Source organism: Aeribacillus sp. FSL M8-0254, assembly GCF_038008845.1.
In the GTDB taxonomy this organism is placed as follows: domain Bacteria; phylum Bacillota; class Bacilli; order Bacillales; family Aeribacillaceae; genus Aeribacillus; species Aeribacillus composti.
Window position 1 is genome coordinate 555,698 of record NZ_JBBOZY010000001.1, and the last position, 16,735, is coordinate 572,432.

The following is a 16,735-nucleotide window of genomic DNA, read 5'->3' on the forward strand; positions in this document are numbered from 1 at the left end:
AAGTTAACTAAATAATACTTCAAGTCCCGGCCTTCAAAAAGGTGGAGACTATTTAACGTTTACTTTGTTTGTCGAAAAATCAGGGGTATCATTTTTTGGAATAATGTATATACTATGTATATACATTTTGGGTTAAGGGTGATATAATGAACTCAAAGGAACATTTAGAAAGCAAAATAAACCAAAGTAAAGGAGGGGACTACATGTCTACAGTTGTTGCTCAAAAATGGGGAAACAGTTTGGGCATTCGTATCCCAAAAGATGTTGCTGATAAAATAGGAATCAAACAAGGTTCCGAAATGGAATTAAACGTGATTGAAAATGAAGGTATCATCAGATTAAAGCCAAAAAGAACACGGAAGAAATACACACTGGAAGAACTAATATCACAGATTATACCTGAAAATCGACACGAGGAAATTGATTTCGGAACAGAAGGGCGTGAATTGATTTAATGCCAGCAGACGTACCAGAGAGAGGCGATTTCGTTGTTTTAAACTTCAATCCACAAGCTGGTCATGAGCAGGCTGGGAGAAGAAATGCTATGGTTTTGTCGCCTAAAAAATTCAATCAAGCAACAGGATTTATAGCTGTTTGTCCGATTACCAATCAAAAGAAGGGTTATCCTTTCGAAGTGGATTTACCAAAAGAAGGAATATCCCTTGATGGCGATGGCTATCCAATAACAGGGGTAGTTTTAACTGATCAAATTAAATCATTGGATTGGAAAGCTCGTAATCTAAAAATTTTAAAGAAGTATAATCCAGAAGATGCACAAATTGAAGAAATAGATAAAATCATTGATGAATGCCTAGCGAAAATAGAAACATATCTGACTTGACATAATCCTTTCTCTTTCAGAAAGGGTTATTTTTTGTACTTTAAAGTTTCTTGATAATTTTTGAGAAGCTAATTTAGTTGGGCAGGCGTCGAAAAACGAAATTAGTAAGTTGATTGTTTTTGTTTTAATTACGAAAGTTCTGAGTCAAACTGGCATTTTGCTTGCTTACTTTTGTCATTAAATCCACAAGAAAAATGAGTCCAGTAAACTGTTCAACATAGCAAAAACCTAGACCTATCAAGGATTTGATTCTAATCATAAGTATTCAGATATAAAAAATATGGAATGTTGACGAAAGGTAAGTGCGATTATGGCAGCCAAAATCGTCGGATGCAAACATATCATCGCTATTGATATTCATGCGAATCGTTTGGAGATGGCGAAAGAATTAGGAGCTACTGCTCATTAAATAGCAAAGAAGTCGATATTGTGAAAAACATTAAAGAGATTACGAATGGCGGCACTCATTATGCCGTTGAAACGACCGGTGTACCTGTTGTTGTCCGCCAATCTCTTCAAGCATTGCGTCCGCTTGGACAAGTTGCCATTGTAGGTGTTACACCTGAAATGACCCTCGATGTCCACAATGATCTGATGGCAGAAGGGAAAACGATGATGGGTGTGATTGAGGGAGATGCAGTACCGCAAGTGTTCATCCATGAATTGGTTGATTATTATAAAAAAGGCCTGTTCCCGTACCAACGTGTAATATAAAAATATTTGGTTGAAAATAATAAACGTGATCAAAAATCTGGTTTACAACATGTTTTATTGTAAAAGCTCTTTGCCCTCTGTTTATAACTTCAAAATATTTATTTGGATATAATCGATTTAATTCTTTTTGAAGTAAACTTCCATATGTTTCATGATATTGAACTGCTAATTCTTTATCTTTCTCCGGGTTAAATTCATTAATGCGATACGGTCTTGGTAATGTTAAAGAGTCACCAGCAATTAAAATTCTCATTAGTTTCTCCCTTTAACAATTTTATTGTAAATATTAACATAATTAGAATAATGTTGGCTCTTCACCACAAAATGTACTTGACAATCAGGTTGTTTTCTGATCAAGGGTACAAAAAATGCGAAATTTCCTGTATGGTAAAGGTGACCAAACCATCAACCATGGAGGAAATTTCGCATGCAATCTCAGTTTATCAAAGATTTGATCACTTTACCAGGCTTTCTTATTCATGGAGAACGAAAAGAGGGAGAACGATGGATTTTTGAACTTTCCCTCCCTCCTCATTGTCCGATCTGCCCGACTTGCTTCGGACGGACAACCAAAATATCATCGAAACGAAAACAATGGATTCATGGCTATACCAATACGGTCGGTTTATTTTGGATTGAACTTCCCATAGAAAGACGGCGTTGCCAAGCCTGTTTTCTGACGTTCACCGTTTCTTATCCGGGACTTCCGTCTCACAGTATCGCGACGGAATCGTTTCAACATTGGGTCGCCCAGTTATGCATCGGAAAAACGATTCAAGAAGTCGCTCGCTTGTTACAACTCGCCTATACGACAGTAGAACGCTGGTTTTATCAATATGCCCCGGCTCTTTTACCAACATCGAATCCTACAGTAGTATGTGTGGATGAATTCGCTTTCCGAAAGGGACATGATTACGGAGTAGCGGTGATGGACACACAGACTCGGAATGTCCTTTCCATTGCTTCTGGAAAAAATGAAGAAGCCATTGTGGAGGCGCTTCAACCCGTCGCCTCCAAAGTGAAGTATGTTGTCAGCGACTTGGCTCCTGCCATGAGAAAAGCCATTGAAAAGGTATGTCCAAAAGCCATCCATGTTCTTGACCACTTCCATGTGATTCAGTTATTCACCGATGCACTGGAACGTTGTCGCAAATACCTTGCCAAAGGCGGAACCAAACATGGAAGCGTTCGCCGCGTGTGCCGATTGTTAAGCCAACGTCCAGAAAAATTAACAGAAGAAGAGAGACAGGAAGTTCGACAATGGTGCCAAGAAAGTGCTTATTTACGTGATGTCTATCAAGCACTTCAACATTTCCGTTACGTATCCAAAAGCCAAACAAGAAAGCAAGCCGAAACTCGTTTGACCCAATGGTTTGACCGGTACCTTTTTAGCGACTGTGCCGCCGTACGCAGTATTGCCAAGGCACTCATCACCCGAAGAGACGCAGTGCTTTCTTGCATCGTTTTTTCTTACTCAAATGGTCCAATGGAAGGAATCAACAACAAAATAAAATTGATCAAAAGGCGAGGATATGGGTATCGAAATATCCAGCGTTTTACTTTGCGTGTCCGTCTAGAGACCTCTATCACATTTTAACGTAAAAATCAAGTACATCTTTTGGTGATGAACCATAATGTTCATTAATAGGTAAAAATTCGCTAAATTTTTCGAAATTTCTTTAGAAGAACTTAGTATTCAAAATATAGGTTCTTTGGAAATAAAAACATACATGAGTAATTTTACTCCCCAAAAATCCATCATTTCTTCCCATAATGGATATGAACGCAAACAGTTTTGAAAGACGTTCTCTTTAATGGTGGTTCGACCCTGTAATAAAAACTGTTTGAGTCCATTTGGTGTTCCACCCATTGTCAGCCCTTTTCGTGTGAAAAGGTGACTACGAACAGAAAAATGCCTAACGTGCAAATGGACTCCCTGTTTGCGAATTTATCGATGGAAGGAGTAAGAATCATGGATGTTCTTTATCATCGTTGTGCAGGATTAGATATCCATGCCGAAACAATTGTCGTTTGTGCTCTTCTTGGAGAGGAAGAACACGTTCAAAAGGAAGTTGAAACATTTCCTACTTTCACGAAAGACTTGTTTCGTCTTCTGAAATGGTTAGAAGATCGTGGTGTCACTCATATTGCGATGGAGAGTACGGGCGTTTACTGGAAACCTGTGTTCAATATTTTGGAAGATTACTTTGACATTACACTTGCCAACGCTCAGCGAATCAAAAATGTACCGGGGAGAAAAACCGATGTTTCCGATGCAGAATGGATCGCCAAATTGTTGCGTTACGGATTGATCGAGAAGAGTTTCGTACCTCCTGAGAACATTCGAGAATTACGGGATTTAACTCGCTTGCGCAAAAAATGGATCGGGCAGTTAACCGCGGAGAAAAACCGCATTCAAAAAGTGTTGGAATGTTCCAATATCAAGTTAAGTTCCGTGATTTCGGATGTATTTGGTGTATCTGGGCGAAAGCTACTGGAACGTTTAATGAAACAGGGATACATCGAAGAAACCGAAGTCGATGCTTGCATTCACAGGAGTATGAAGAGGAAAAAACAACAAATTCAGGATTCTCTCTTTGGTACATTGACCAACCATCAACTGTTCATGATTCGCCAATCGTGGAAGCACATCGAATCGTTGGAAAGTTTACTTCGAGACATCGAAGAACGAATCGACCAACTCTTACAAGTATACAAACAAGAGATGGAGCTTCTTGTGACCATACCGGGGGTCAAGAAGGAAACCGCTGCCGTGATTATCGCTGAAATCGGAGTCGATATGGGACAATTTCCAACGTCTCAACACCTCGCTTCATGGGCGGGAGTCGCGCCGGGAAATCATGAAAGTGCTGGAAAACGAAAAAGTACCCGAACGACGAAGGGGAATCCGCATATCAAGTCGGCGTTATGTGAGGCGGCTTGGGCTTTGTCTCGATGTAGGAATCAACGTTTGGCAGCGAAATATTGGTCATTGGCGGCACGCAGGGGAAAGAAAAAAGCACTCGTTGCGATCGCGCACCGAATGCTTACCATCATTTACTGCATCATTTCTCGAAAAGAACCGTTTCGAGAGCAGTAAATAAATTAGTATAACCAAAAAGGTTCAGAAATATACGAGATACCTAAAAATAAGGTAGCTCTGCTTTCCTATTGCCTTTTTTTGGTCGTTAATAGGGTATCCAATTTGATTGTGGGGTATACCGCTTCAGCCATGGTTAATTGATTTTCACAGAAAAAAAGTTGATTTGTTAGATAATTTAGATATAGAATTTAAGCTTGGTTTATATAGACAGGTACATGCTTTTTTTTGATTAAACCTATTCCGCTGTTTTAAACAAGTTGACTGTGTAAACAAAGGTGTAAAGCTAGGGTCGAATTTTCTGTTGCATACCATGTACGAAAAAGACTGAGACCGAACTAAAAGAAATAATTTATCTAAAAAAAGCTGCGGATTAGTTGCTGGTAATGAGTTACAAACTTTTTTTTTAAGAACTGTTGACAGGGGCTGTCCAGAAAGTCAAATCCCCATTGAAAACAAAAAATCATAAACACCGATACATCAACGTTTCTAATACATTAAAGGGGGCGTCAATAAGCCGTAAAAACGACTTATTAGACACCCCCATCAATTCACTAAAAAATTTTTTTAAATACCGATTTCCCGTTTCAAAAAGGGAACTATTTTCAATCAAAACCCAGAAAGTGCTGCGAGTATTATGAGAGCTTTACAACCGTTCTGCCGCGCAGCTTGCCTTTTAGAATGTTCGATAATGCGTCAGGAAGCTGATCGAGTGTGATTTCTTGTGCAATAGATTCTAGTAATTTATCAGGTTTTAAATCAGCGGCCATTCGCTCCCAAATTTGTTTTCGCAATTCCATTTGGCAATAGACCGAATCGATGCCAAGCAGGTTGACTCCTCGCAAAATAAATGGGAAGACAGTCGTTGGAACGTCGCTGCCTCCAGTTAGCCCACTGACTGCTACAGAGCCGTTGTATTGAATTCTGCTAAGGATTGCAGCAAGGGTTTTCCCGCCTACAGGGTCAACGGCTGCTGCCCAATATTGTTTATCTAACGGACGGATCTGTTCTGGACAAACTTCTTCACGAGAAAGGATTTCTTTTGCGCCAAGCTCGCGTAAATATTCATGTTCTGTTTCTTTACCTGTACTTGCGACAACATGATAGTTTCGTTTTGCCAACATGGAAACTGCGATGCTTCCGACTCCGCCGGTTGCTCCTGTAACGAGTACTTTTCCTTTGTCAGGAGTTAATCCATTTTCTTCTAAACGATGGACAGACAATGCCGCCGTAAAACCAGCTGTTCCTAAAGCCATAGCTTCTTTTAGTGTCAATCCTTTTGGAAGAGGGACAATCCAATCTGCAGGAATGCGGGCGTATTCGCTGTAGCCGCCGTAATGTGTCACGCCGATTTCATAGCTTGTTGCAATAACTTCGTCTCCCTCTTTAAAGCGAGGATCTTTAGAAGAAACAACAGTGCCGGCTAGATCGATACCTGGTACGAACGGATACGATTTTACAATTTTCCCATTCGGAATGGAAGCTAATCCATCTTTATAATTGACACTGGAATAAGCAACTTTTATGACGACATCTCCTTCTGGAAGGTCATTCATGGAAATGGTTTGTACTTTCACTGAAAAATCTGTCTCCGTTTTGTTCACGACTAACGCTTTGAAGTGGTCCACTCGACATCCCCCTTATTGTTTTTCATATTCTTGCTTTTACGATAACAAAATTATTCTGACCGGTCAAAATATTTTTATCGTCAAAAATTCATGTATAATAGCGTTATGACCGAAGTTCGAGGGGTGTATGTATGAAGAAAAAAGCAGAAGAAAGGCGAGAACAAATTTTAAGGGCTGCTTTTCAAGCTGTTTCAGATAAAGGGTACGAAACGGTAACATTACAGGATATTGCTGATTATGCAGGTGTAAGCAAAGGGGTTACGAATTATTACTTTGAAAATAAAGAGGATGTTTTTTTAAGCTTGCTAGAATGGGTGACGGATCGCATTTATCAACATGAGTATAAAGAAGTTAGTAAGCAGACAGCAGCGATAAATAAATTAGAGGCTTATCTCCATTCTGTTTTTATCGATCCAAAAAAGAATAAAAAATTTTACAAAGTGTACCTTGATTTTATGGCACAAGCGAGCCGAAATCCGCAATATCGGCTTATAAATCTCAAGTTTTACGAAAACTGCTGGAAAATCGGCCGCGACATTGTTGCTCTTGGTCAAGAGGAAGGAACGTTTTCAGCTGACATCGATGTCGATACAGCTTCCAAAATGATTCGCTCGATCATCGATGGATGTCTCATTCAGTGGTTAATGCGTGATGAAGATCATCTTCATGAGTTTTATAAGAAAACTTGCTATGACCTTATTTTGAAATATTTAAAATAAGGAAGTCTTTTGGGTATGATCTCCTGAAACTAGACATATTCCAGCGCTCAGCACCTGAATGTACTTGAGACAAACTGGGACTGTAACGAATGTTAAAATTATCGAATCATTTGTAGAAAGCGGCTGATTGGAAGCGGTTTGACGGCTAAAGGTGCATTTTGGTTGCTGAAATTTTAAAAGATGTACCTGATGGATTTTTTGCAGGCGATGATTTACGATATTGAAAAGACATTGTTGCAAGGAGTCGACGTCTTTTGGATAATCGATTAACCTACGAAGACATGTTGAAAATCTGTGAAACAATTAATATACATTATATTCCGGATGAGCAGCTGTTTTATGACACGATTGATCATATTTTAGAAAACCCAGAAAACGAAAGTGCTTCCGAAATTATTTTAGAAACATTTACAGCACTCTTAAAATTAATAGATTCCCAAATTAAAGAAATTGAAACAAAAGTGAATATACAACCTTCCTGTTTTAAAGGCTGTGCTTATTGTTGTTATTTTCCGATTATTACCACTCGCTTGGAAGCAAAATTAATTTTGCAATATATTCAAAGCCTGCCAGAAGAACAAAAACAGGATATTCTTGGACATTTGTTCAATTATTTTGAATCGAACAAGGAGCAATTGGAAAAAGTATGCTCCATCGATTTTCATGAAGATCCCCAATTTAAATTCAAGTACATTTCTGAACAAGTGAGCTGTCCATTTTTAGATCGGTCGTCCAATACTTGCAAAGTTTACGAGGTCAGACCGACTCCGTGCCGCACGTATTTAAATTATTGCCATCCGAATGTGTGTGCGCAATCTTTAATGCCTCGGGAAACCTTCAGCTACGAATTTTTGCATGAATTTTATATGACGGCATTAAATGAGGTGCTTCAAGAGTTTTTATATGAAGATGAAGACTTAGGAATCACCTTTCCAGATGATGTATTTCATATCGATTATTTACCGAAGCTGTTAAAAGAAGAGCTGTGCAATAAGTCTTGAAAAAAAGAAGTCAGATTTTGGACAAATTCAGCTTAGAGAATTTTCTGCATGCTTTGGTGAAAAAATGAAATAGAATTTAGTAAATATGGTAAAAAAACAGAAGGAGCTGTCTTAGAAAGTCAAATCCCTATTGAAAACAAAAAATCATAAACATCGATGATATATCAACGTTTCTAAAACATAAAAGGGGCCGTCAATAAGCCGAAAAAACGCTTATTAGACAGCCCCATTCTTGAAGAAAGATTTTTCTTGATTTTTTTCACACTTTCTGTGAATATAAAATAAAAATATTCATATAAACATAAAGAAGGTGATTCGATGCCCACGTAAATTTCGTGAGGAAGAAAAGGAAACGATACGTCAAACATTATTAGAAGCAGCCAAAGCAATGTTTCGTCAATACGGGATACAAAAAACAACTGTTGCGGCTTTGACTGAAGCTGCTGGCATTTCACAAGGAGCGTTTTATTTATTTTTCCCCTCCAAAGAAGCGTTGTTTTATGAAGTGTTTCAAATGGAGGAACGAAAATTAAGAGAAATGCTTCTAGTTGAGTGGACAGAGAAGCCGTTAACGCAAGAACGATTGGCAGATTTGTTAGTACAAGCTGTAAAGTTGATCGAACAAGAACCAATTTTGCGCTTGATGATTGATCGAAAAGAATATGAACTTTTAATGCGGAAGTTACCGCCGGAATATGTTGACCAGCATACGACAGAGGATGAAGATGCACTTGTGCCTCTTATTGAAAAATGGCAAGCCGAAGGAGTTATGGTAAAAGAAAACCCACGTACAATCGTCGCGGTCATACGCAGCTTCTTTTTGCAGCTTTTGTACCGCGATGAGATAGGGGAGAAGTTTGCCGAAGCGTTAGTGCTTCAAGCGAAATGGCTGGCGAAAGGATTGGTGGAGGAATGATTGAGATCAAACAATTAACCTACATATACCCAAAACAAGCGAAAACGGCATGAAAGGGATTTAACTTTGAAGTCAAGGAAGGGGAAATCGGCCTTTTGAAATAGACATGAATCTCCTAGCAAAAATAGAGGTTCATGTCTTTCGTTATTTTACCAGAGATATCCATGATGATGGCACTGAGTCGGTTGGTCTGAGCACCGTCTCCTTGTTTTTCTAGAATGGTGTATAACGATTGGTTTTCGAGATTTTATGACATATAGATCGGTTTGGATAAAGATCGACTGTCCAATCAATGTAGATCAAGAATGATAAGCTATCAATTCATGTCTGAAAATCCCTCCATATATAACACGACAAATTTATTTGAGGACTGGATGAAATAGCAGTGAAGCGAGGTTTAAGCGAAAATATGGCAAGGCTTATATTTTGCCTGAGCAATCAGAAGAGAAGGAATAATGCACTGGCGTAACAGTAACTGAAGTGAAAAATTCCTAAATATTAGTATGAAATTTTACAGTCTTTTCTTCTTTGAAATGCAACTGTTATCTATTTAATATCTTTTTGCAAAGCTATTGTTACATAAAATTGCTATGATTGTCGTTGTAGGGAAAAGGAGGGATTTTTCATCATGAAAAAAACAATCATTGCTTTTACAGCTGCAGTAGCGACTTCGCTTCCATTTGTAGGTCAAGCTTCTGCTGAAACATATAAGGTAAAACAAGGTGATTCTCTTTGGGAAATCTCTAAAGAATATAATGTATCAGTGGCAGATATAAAAGAATGGAACGGCTTAACGACTGAAACGATTTATCCAAATCAAGAATTAGTCGTAAGTGAAAAAATAAAATATACAATCAAATCTGGAGATACGTTAAGCAGTATTGCCGATCAATTCGGTGTGACCGTTTCGTCACTAAAATCTGCGAATAACTTAACATCCGATTTAATTTTTGCTGGTGATGTTTTAATAATTGATCAAGCAGCGAAAGAGGAACGTACAGTAGAAAAGAAAGTGAACAAACCAGTCGTACAGCAAGAAACAACGACGAATGATAAAAACACAGCATCTGCAAATAAAACCAGTACATATGCTGCGAATGAAAAGAGTTTAAAAAATGAAGAAGCAACGTCTTCTTCACCTAAAGAGGAAAACAGCTCTAATCAAACTGTCAGCAAGCAAGAAGTTCAAGCGAGAGAAACTGCAACGAAAGCTCAAGAAGATAACGGAGCGAAAGATGCTGGCGAAACGATTACAATGGAAGCCACCGCATATTCTTTAGTAGGAAATAAAACAGCAAATGGAACTGTATTAACAAAAGACTCAAAAGTTGTATCTGTAGATCCAAGTGTTATACCGTTAGGAAGCAAAGTATATATAGAAGGATACGGGACATATACTGCTGCTGATACGGGCAGTGCAATCCGCGGCAAAAAAATTGATATCCATATGCCTACTGAACAAGATGCGATCCAATTCGGACGTAAACAAGTAAAAGTCACAATTAAATAACTAGATAATACGGGTGCCGAAAGCTTCTTTTTGGCGCCCTTTTTATTTTTTGATTATTACGTTTTGTCAAAAAGGCTAAAGATGCAGAAACTGAAGGTGAATAGGAAAGGAAAAAATATTGCAGCGATTTTTGGAAGATGAGAACTTAAGCTATAATTGTCTAAGCTTTTTTTCATGCTTCAATGTTTTGCTGGACACGAAGTCGAGGGTTTCTTGTGCGTCTGTTAATTCAGCGCGAATCCCTTCCAATTTTTTCTCTAAGCGTGTAAAGCGTTCATCCACGTTTTTTCTAAAAGATTGCAAATCGTTTTCCAGTTTATCCATTCTTGATTCCAGCTTGTCCATTCTAGATTCCAGCTTATCCATTCTAGATTCCAGTTTGTCCATTCTTGCCTCTAAGCCATCCATTCTTTTTTCAAGATGATCAAATCTTGAGTCAATGTGCTCAGAATGCTCTTTCAGCGCCTGTAAAATTGTTTTTAATGCAACGTCTTCCATACTAAAAGGGCTGCCTCCTTTCTTTTCACTATATTTTTTATTATAAAAGATTATAGGTAAAAATGTAAGTTGGAATAATTCTGGAAAATACTCAAATCGGGTATTTGTCAAAAAGAGTTGATCACAGCAAATTTCAGCTGCATGTCACCAGTCAGCCGTACAGGGCAAACGCGTTTGAAACTTGCAGTGAAACGCCGGGCAAAAAGAACAAACATGCTGAAATATTAGGCTTGTTGCAAGGACAAAAAAGGAGAGCAGCAAGCAAAAGTAAAATGAAAAAAAGGAACCGTAAAAGCTTTCCTAACGAGTGAAAAGAAGAACCGGCACTAGATGACTCTGATATAAAAATTGCGCCGGTTCTACAAATTTTTAAATACCCGAAATTTTTGCAAGCAGCTTTCTTTTTTTAGCTCTCCTTCAATCTTTTGAAGAAAAAATGCCAAAGATTCGTAAAATTTGAATGAACAGGTTGATGAAGTCTAAATATAGATTTAGGGCTATTAACGGCACTTCTTCTGGATGAACACCGTAATGCTTCATTCGATTAAAGTCATATAATACGTAGCCGCTGAAAATTAATACTCCTATGAAGGAAAATGCGAGCATGCCGCCTGAGTTCAACGGCCAAAAAAGATTAAGAACATAAATGATCAGAAAAGCGAGCAGGGCAGAAAATAACATTCCGCCAAGAAATGAGAAATCTCGTTTTGTTGCAGTTGCATATACAGCTAATCCAGTAAAAACAGCGGTTGTGGCGGCTAGTGCCATAATGACCGCGTGCGCGCCGATTGTTGAAACATAATGCGAGATCATTGGATAGGCTGTAATCCCTGAAATAAACGTAAAACTATATAGAAATGTATAAGAAATAGCTTTTTTTCTGCGCAAAAAGAATGCAAAAATAATCATGCCAAGTTCAATTATGGCAAGAGGCAAAAACAGTGATGGCGGCACATATATTCCCGCTGCCATTCCTAGCATGGCGATAGCCAAAGAAACGGCAAACGCCTTTAAAACACTGGGCATTTGACTTCTATTCGTAGCGTGTGTATACATAGTTTCCCCCCGCAAATTTGATCTTCGATATGACGGTTAATGTTTTATGCTTTTGATATAATTTACGATTAACTTTATGCAAGGATTCATTTTTTTTAATTCAAGTCTTTGCAAATTCGATTTTATTTAAACAATGTTCATTTTTTTTTGCATCCTTTAGAAGCGGGAAGTTAGAAATCAACTATTCTACTGGACTCGACCTTTCTCAGGGCTGCCGTTAATAGCCATTCCGACAACTGCCGGAACAGGTTCCGAAGTTACGAATATTTCAATCTTGTCGGATACGAAAGAGCAGGTGAAAAAAGGGATTGTCAGTCCGTACTTATTACCTGATGTCGCAATTGTTTCGCCGATCATGACCATTACGTGCCCTCCTAGCGTGACAGCAGCAAGCGGAGTGGATGCATTGGTTCATGCTGTGGAAGCATATATTTCAAAGTTTGCTTCTCCAATTACGGATGCACTGGCAATTGGTGCGATGAAACTTATTTCCACCCATTTACCGAAAGCGTATTCAAACCCGGAAAACATCGAATCACGTGAGGCGATGATTACAGCGAGTCTCATGGCGGGATTGGCTTTTGGTAATGCAGGCGTTGGAGCAGTGCACGCTCTCGCTTATCCTCTTGGAGGACGTTTTCATATAGCGCACGGTGTAAGCAACTCCTTGCTGCTTCCATACGTCATGAAATGGAACAAAATAGCTTGTTTAGAAAGATTCCGTGATATCGCAGAAGCGTTAGGTGAAAAAGTAGATCATCTAAACGATGATCAAGCGGCTGATGCAGCGATTGAAGCGATGATCCGGATATGCCGCTATGTGGAAATTCCGCAATCTTTGCGTGAATTTAATATTCCGGAATCCGCGATTTCTGAAATGGCTGAGGAAGCTTTAAAGCAAACGCGACTTCTGCGCAATAACCCTCGAAAATTAAGCAAAAAAGATATTGAACAAATATACCGTGCTGCCTATTGATAGGAGGGAAAATCATGATCATGAAATGGAAAAATCGTCCGCACGGCGCTGAAACGCCATATATCCCTGCAGGCCCCTTTAAAATACGTCTGCCGTTCATTCATTATCGGTTTGAATGGCCCGATTATGTGCAAGGTTTGCTCATGTGTGCGGTAGACCTTGGTGCTATTACTCTTTTAGCGGATCATTTAGGGATGCCGTTTGAAGTGGCTCTCGCTGTTGTTGTATTGAATGGACTTTTATATTTACTGCATCATCTGCTTGGTGACCCGGTCATTCCAGGCTGGGTCACTCCTGCGATTCCATTGATTGTTTTGTTTGTTAAACAATTTCCTGAAGGTGAGGACCGAATCTATGCACTCATTGCATTTCAGTTGACTCTTGGAATTTTATCCATCATTTTAGGAGTAACGGGACTTGCCAGCAAAGTGGTGCGTTTAGTGCCTGACGCCATTAAATCAGGTATTATACTGGGTGCCGGCATTGGAGCTGTCGTATCGATTTTTGAAGCCGGAGGAAAGTTTGAATTATTCCCGATTACGATCACAATTTGCATTGGCTTTGCGTTTTATCTAATATTCTCTAAACATTTCGAAAAATTAAAGCAAAAAAACAAAGGCTGGGCTTTGTTAGGGAATTTAGGGATTTTACCTGCTATTTTGCTAGCTGTTTTCGTAGCGCCTCTTGTTGGAGAAGCGAAATGGCCGGACATTCAATGGGGCTTCAGTAAACCAGATTTCGCCACACTTTGGGCGGAATATACGGTATTTGGCCTTGGCTTCCCTGCATTATCGTTTTTCGTGAAGGCAGTACCTGCTGTTTTTGCAACGTATTTAGTTGTGTTTGGAGATGTGCTGAAAACGAAAGCTCTCCTTTCTGAATCTGATGTCATACGTACCGATGAAAAAATTGATTACAATCCGAACCGCGCCCACTTAATATTTGGTGGCCGAAACATTCTAATGAGCATGATCGGCCCTGATATTACGATGTGCGGTCCGATGTGGGCTGCCATGCAAGTGGTCGTGATCGAGCGGTTTAAAAAAGGTAAAGAAGCGATGCATTCGTTTTTCGGCGGAGCAGGATCGTTCCGTTGGGGTACAAATACTGGACTATTTTTGCTGCCTATAGTAAGTTTAGTACAACCGATACTTGGAGTTGCTTTAGCTTTGACATTGTTGGTGCAAGGTTATGTAAGCGTTCGTATCGGTGTCATGCAGTCCCGCAGCCAGCGTGATCTTGGAATTGCGGGGATTGTTGGTGCAATCCTCGTCATAAAAGGAGCAACAATGGCTTTTGCTGCCGGCATCCTTTTATGCATCCTGCTGTATGGGAAAGATTTTCTGCGCGGAGAAAACGACCGCATATTTACTCGCCACTCGAATGAAGAAAAAGAGAGAGAGGAGATTCAAGCAGTATGAAAGAACAACCATTGACAAAAGGGCTGTATCTTAACGGAGAATTTGTTCAGTTGGATGACAATTTTGCCGTTCAAAACCCTGCCACTTTTGAAACAGTTGGTTATGTGCCGAACGGAACCGCCAAGGAAGCAAAGCTGGCTGTCGATGCAGCTCACGAAGCTTTTAAAACTTGGTCAAAAACGACAGCCTATGAACGAGCAGAATTGCTGGAAAAATGGTATCAGCTCATAAATGATCGGCTGGAAGTGTTGGCATCCACGATGACAATCGAGCAGGGAAAACCGCTCGCCGAGGCGAAAGGCGAAATACAATATGCAAACAGCTTTGTGAAATGGTTTGCAGAAGAAGCGAAACGGATTTATGGCGAAACGATTCCGGCATCTGTTCATTCGAAGAGAATTATCGTTCAAAAACAACCTGTTGGAGTCGTTGCTGCCATAACTCCTTGGAACTTTCCGGCGGCGATGATCACACGGAAAGTCGCCCCTGCCCTTGCAGCCGGATGCACAGTTGTCATAAAACCGGCTGAACAAACACCGCTTACAGCACTTTTATTAGCAGAATGTGCTCATGAAGCAGGTTTTCCAGCAGGTGTCATCAATGTTATAACGACTGAAAAACCAGCTGAAGTCGTTGATGTTTGGATGGAAGATTCACGCGTTAAGAAGGTTACTTTTACAGGGTCTACTCCAGTTGGAAAGCTGTTAATGAGAAAAGCAGCGGATACCGTAAAAAAAGTATCGCTTGAACTTGGAGGCTTGGCACCTTTTATCATAACAGAAGATGCAAATATTCAAGAAGCTGTAAAGGGCGTTGTGCAATCAAAATTCAGAAATGCCGGTCAAACGTGTGTATGCGCCAACCGGATTTATGTCCATGAGTCAATTAAGGAGCCGTTTTTAAAAGCATTTCATGAAGCTGTTTTAACACTGCAAGTAGGGAATGGCCTTGACGAGAAGGTAGACATTGGACCGCTTATTGACGAAAATGCAGTCAAAAAAGTTCAACATCAATTAGAAGATGCAGTCGAAAAAGGCGCGAAACTCCATGAAGGACCTGCCGTGAATATGGACAAAGGATTTTTTATGAAGCCGGTTGTAATCTCTGATGTAACAGATGATATGTTGTGCATGCAGGAAGAAACATTTGGTCCATTGGCACCGGTCAGCACATATTCAGATGATGAAGAAGTTATCCAACGTGCAAATGGTACACCATTTGGTTTGGCTGCGTATGTTTACACCCAATCTCTCAAAAAGGCTGTTTGGTTTTCTGAAAATCTAGAATACGGCATTGTCGGAATCAATGACGGCCTTCCGTCTGTCGCCCAAGCACCTTTTGGCGGAATGAAAGAGAGCGGCCTTGGAAGAGAAGGAAGCCACTACGGGCTGGACGAATTCCTTGAAATTAAATTTGTTTCTCTTCAATTAATATAATTTTGGATATCCAAAAAAGTGTGGAAAGAGGGTAAAAACACCCTCTTCCATGCTTTTAGCTACAATAGAAAAATCGGCATCTAACACTTTTTCATAAACTCATTCATTGACTAATCCATTCTAACTGACAGCCTGCCGAATTTTCTATCAGGTTTTGTTTGCTGACTTAACAATATGAATTTTAGCTATCACAATTGACAGTTTATAAGGGTTCCACATATCAATTGTTACAAGTTTTATATGTCAAGCAAGATTTGAAAGAAATCGAACAATTTCATCTTGTTCGATTGTATTTTCGATGACTATTTTCATTGCTTCCACCTTGCAAATTTTGATTATTTGAAAAGCCCCTGCTTCTTTTACCTTCATTGTCACCTATTACATCTCTGCGTTAGCAACTATATGGTGTTACGCAACGTAAAAGTCAATAGAAAAAAGATGTTATTTTCTGGAACTTTTTAAAGATGAAGGTTGCCATATTTTTATTTTGAAAAGTGGCATTTTTTGAGGGGTTTTACGTGAAATGAGCTGTGTAAAACAGTGGACAGTTTACAGGAATTCCATGCAATTTTCTGCTTATGACATGCTGAACCATCTCTAATTTTTATGGGAATTTTGCACGATAATCCGAACACCATAAATTTTTTCTTAAAAAAACGCTCAGCTCTTCCGACAGGGCTAAGCGTTTTTTTCGTGCGCCCGGCATGTACATGAACTATAGGGTGTAAGTCCCGAACCCCGAAGACAGAAGTAGAGGTTAGCCAAGAGCAAGGGTGTCCGTGGTGACGCGGAATCTGAAGGAAGCTGGAGGCAAAACACCGGTCCGAGGAACACGAACCTCATATAAGGCTAGGTATGATTGAGTGAGTTTGCAAAACAAAACAAAGCTCTTTCTGTCGAAGGTCATATCGAGTAAATG

General features: G+C 39.5%; 18 protein-coding genes. 13 read left to right on the top strand and 5 right to left on the bottom strand.

Annotated elements, in window-relative coordinates:
• Nucleotides 1-146 precede the first annotated feature (146 nt).
• The 4 genes from NSQ44_RS02740 to NSQ44_RS02755 all read left to right on the top strand — a co-directional run bounded on the left by NSQ44_RS02740 (nt 147) and on the right by NSQ44_RS02755 (nt 1,555).
• Complete coding sequence (locus NSQ44_RS02740; protein WP_094245113.1) at nt 147-455, top strand: AbrB/MazE/SpoVT family DNA-binding domain-containing protein; 309 nt, start codon at nt 147-149, stop codon at nt 453-455.
• Nucleotides 455-841 carry a type II toxin-antitoxin system PemK/MazF family toxin gene (locus NSQ44_RS02745; RefSeq protein ID WP_094245114.1) on the top strand — a complete coding sequence of 129 codons (387 nt, stop codon included), beginning with the start codon at nt 455-457 and terminating at the stop codon, nt 839-841. Before NSQ44_RS02740 ends, NSQ44_RS02745 begins: the two co-directional genes overlap by 1 nt.
• Before the next feature lie 310 nt (nt 842-1,151).
• Nucleotides 1,152-1,250 carry a hypothetical protein gene (locus NSQ44_RS02750; RefSeq protein WP_335643057.1) on the top strand — a complete coding sequence of 33 codons (99 nt, stop codon included), beginning with the start codon at nt 1,152-1,154 and terminating at the stop codon, nt 1,248-1,250.
• Nucleotides 1,251-1,270: 20 nt separating this feature from the next.
• Complete coding sequence (locus NSQ44_RS02755) at nt 1,271-1,555, top strand: zinc-binding dehydrogenase (protein ID WP_340854788.1); 285 nt, start codon at nt 1,271-1,273, stop codon at nt 1,553-1,555.
• On the opposite strand, the gene NSQ44_RS02760 is transcribed toward NSQ44_RS02755, so the two are convergent.
• Nucleotides 1,494-1,808: a hypothetical protein gene (locus tag NSQ44_RS02760; RefSeq protein ID WP_340854790.1), complete on the bottom strand. Its 315-nt coding sequence runs from the start codon at nt 1,806-1,808 to the stop codon at nt 1,494-1,496. The genes NSQ44_RS02755 and NSQ44_RS02760 overlap by 62 nt on opposite strands.
• 174 nt (nt 1,809-1,982) lie before the next feature.
• Between NSQ44_RS02760 and NSQ44_RS02765 the strand changes: the two genes are divergently transcribed.
• Together NSQ44_RS02765 and NSQ44_RS02770 are read left to right on the top strand one after the other, a co-directional pair.
• On the top strand, nt 1,983-3,152 hold the full coding sequence (locus NSQ44_RS02765) for an ISL3 family transposase (protein WP_021292746.1): 1,170 nt from the start codon (nt 1,983-1,985) through the stop codon (nt 3,150-3,152).
• Between the two features lie 375 nt (nt 3,153-3,527).
• A complete protein-coding gene (locus NSQ44_RS02770) occupies nt 3,528-4,655 on the top strand; it encodes an IS110 family transposase (RefSeq protein ID WP_094244858.1) in 1,128 nt (375 codons plus the stop codon).
• Nucleotides 4,656-5,290: 635 nt separating this feature from the next.
• Here NSQ44_RS02770 and NSQ44_RS02775 read toward each other — a convergent pair.
• The gene (locus NSQ44_RS02775; RefSeq protein WP_339194249.1) at nt 5,291-6,283 is read right to left on the bottom strand and encodes an NADPH:quinone oxidoreductase family protein; all 993 of its coding nucleotides are present in this window, start codon (nt 6,281-6,283) and stop codon (nt 5,291-5,293) included.
• Between the two features lie 131 nt (nt 6,284-6,414).
• Between NSQ44_RS02775 and NSQ44_RS02780 the strand changes: the two genes are divergently transcribed.
• The 4 genes from NSQ44_RS02780 (at nt 6,415) to NSQ44_RS02795 (ending at nt 10,429) form a co-directional block, all read left to right on the top strand.
• Entirely contained in the window at nt 6,415-7,002 is a 588-nt protein-coding gene (locus tag NSQ44_RS02780; RefSeq protein ID WP_340854791.1) for a TetR/AcrR family transcriptional regulator, read from the top strand.
• 254 nt (nt 7,003-7,256) lie between these two features.
• Nucleotides 7,257-8,003, top strand: coding sequence for a YkgJ family cysteine cluster protein (locus tag NSQ44_RS02785; protein WP_340854793.1), 747 nt, complete (start codon nt 7,257-7,259; stop codon nt 8,001-8,003).
• 310 nt (nt 8,004-8,313) lie between these two features.
• Nucleotides 8,314-8,919, top strand: coding sequence for a TetR/AcrR family transcriptional regulator (locus tag NSQ44_RS02790; protein WP_340854795.1), 606 nt, complete (start codon nt 8,314-8,316; stop codon nt 8,917-8,919).
• Between the two features lie 628 nt (nt 8,920-9,547).
• The gene (locus tag NSQ44_RS02795; RefSeq protein ID WP_063389278.1) at nt 9,548-10,429 is read left to right on the top strand and encodes a LysM peptidoglycan-binding domain-containing protein; all 882 of its coding nucleotides are present in this window, start codon (nt 9,548-9,550) and stop codon (nt 10,427-10,429) included.
• A 150-nt stretch (nt 10,430-10,579) separates the two neighbouring features.
• On the opposite strand, the gene NSQ44_RS02800 is transcribed toward NSQ44_RS02795, so the two are convergent.
• Together NSQ44_RS02800 and NSQ44_RS02805 are read right to left on the bottom strand one after the other, a co-directional pair.
• Entirely contained in the window at nt 10,580-10,927 is a 348-nt protein-coding gene (locus NSQ44_RS02800) for a coiled-coil domain-containing protein (RefSeq protein ID WP_063389277.1), read from the bottom strand.
• Between the two features lie 417 nt (nt 10,928-11,344).
• Nucleotides 11,345-11,983: a Bax inhibitor-1/YccA family protein gene (locus NSQ44_RS02805; RefSeq protein WP_340854798.1), complete on the bottom strand. Its 639-nt coding sequence runs from the start codon at nt 11,981-11,983 to the stop codon at nt 11,345-11,347.
• A gap of 211 nt (nt 11,984-12,194) precedes the next feature.
• Here NSQ44_RS02805 and NSQ44_RS02810 point away from each other — a divergent pair, with 211 nt between their 5' ends.
• From NSQ44_RS02810 to NSQ44_RS02820, 3 genes are read left to right on the top strand one after another with little or no spacing between them, the layout of a single operon-like run.
• Complete coding sequence (locus tag NSQ44_RS02810; RefSeq protein WP_340734399.1) at nt 12,195-12,959, top strand: iron-containing alcohol dehydrogenase; 765 nt, start codon at nt 12,195-12,197, stop codon at nt 12,957-12,959.
• Between the two features lie 20 nt (nt 12,960-12,979).
• Nucleotides 12,980-14,380: a hypothetical protein gene (locus tag NSQ44_RS02815; protein WP_340858093.1), complete on the top strand. Its 1,401-nt coding sequence runs from the start codon at nt 12,980-12,982 to the stop codon at nt 14,378-14,380.
• On the top strand, nt 14,377-15,816 hold the full coding sequence (locus NSQ44_RS02820; protein ID WP_340854799.1) for an NAD-dependent succinate-semialdehyde dehydrogenase: 1,440 nt from the start codon (nt 14,377-14,379) through the stop codon (nt 15,814-15,816). The genes NSQ44_RS02815 and NSQ44_RS02820 overlap by 4 nt, the downstream gene beginning before the upstream one ends.
• 243 nt (nt 15,817-16,059) lie before the next feature.
• Here the strand turns inward: NSQ44_RS02820 and NSQ44_RS02825 are convergent, their stop codons facing one another.
• A complete protein-coding gene (locus tag NSQ44_RS02825) occupies nt 16,060-16,185 on the bottom strand; it encodes a hypothetical protein (RefSeq protein ID WP_339194261.1) in 126 nt (41 codons plus the stop codon).
• Between the last annotated feature and the right edge of the window lie 550 nt (nt 16,186-16,735).

Bases quoted from the DNA above. Each gene is read 5' to 3' on its own strand.
- NSQ44_RS02740 (WP_094245113.1), top strand. From the start codon at position 147: ATGAACTCAAAGGAACATTTAGAAAGCAAAATAAACCAAAGTAAAGGA.
- NSQ44_RS02745 (WP_094245114.1), top strand. From the start codon at position 455: ATGCCAGCAGACGTACCAGAGAGAGGCGATTTCGTTGTTTTAAACTTC.
- NSQ44_RS02750 (WP_335643057.1), top strand. From the start codon at position 1,152: ATGGCAGCCAAAATCGTCGGATGCAAACATATCATCGCTATTGATATT.
- NSQ44_RS02760 (WP_340854790.1), bottom strand. From the start codon at position 1,808: ATGAGAATTTTAATTGCTGGTGACTCTTTAACATTACCAAGACCGTAT.
- NSQ44_RS02765 (WP_021292746.1), top strand. From the start codon at position 1,983: ATGCAATCTCAGTTTATCAAAGATTTGATCACTTTACCAGGCTTTCTT.
- NSQ44_RS02770 (WP_094244858.1), top strand. From the start codon at position 3,528: ATGGATGTTCTTTATCATCGTTGTGCAGGATTAGATATCCATGCCGAA.
- NSQ44_RS02780 (WP_340854791.1), top strand. From the start codon at position 6,415: ATGAAGAAAAAAGCAGAAGAAAGGCGAGAACAAATTTTAAGGGCTGCT.
- NSQ44_RS02795 (WP_063389278.1), top strand. From the start codon at position 9,548: ATGAAAAAAACAATCATTGCTTTTACAGCTGCAGTAGCGACTTCGCTT.
- NSQ44_RS02800 (WP_063389277.1), bottom strand. From the start codon at position 10,927: ATGGAAGACGTTGCATTAAAAACAATTTTACAGGCGCTGAAAGAGCAT.
- NSQ44_RS02805 (WP_340854798.1), bottom strand. From the start codon at position 11,983: ATGTATACACACGCTACGAATAGAAGTCAAATGCCCAGTGTTTTAAAG.
- NSQ44_RS02815 (WP_340858093.1), top strand. From the start codon at position 12,980: ATGAAATGGAAAAATCGTCCGCACGGCGCTGAAACGCCATATATCCCT.
- NSQ44_RS02820 (WP_340854799.1), top strand. From the start codon at position 14,377: ATGAAAGAACAACCATTGACAAAAGGGCTGTATCTTAACGGAGAATTT.
- NSQ44_RS02825 (WP_339194261.1), bottom strand. From the start codon at position 16,185: ATGAAGGTAAAAGAAGCAGGGGCTTTTCAAATAATCAAAATTTGCAAG.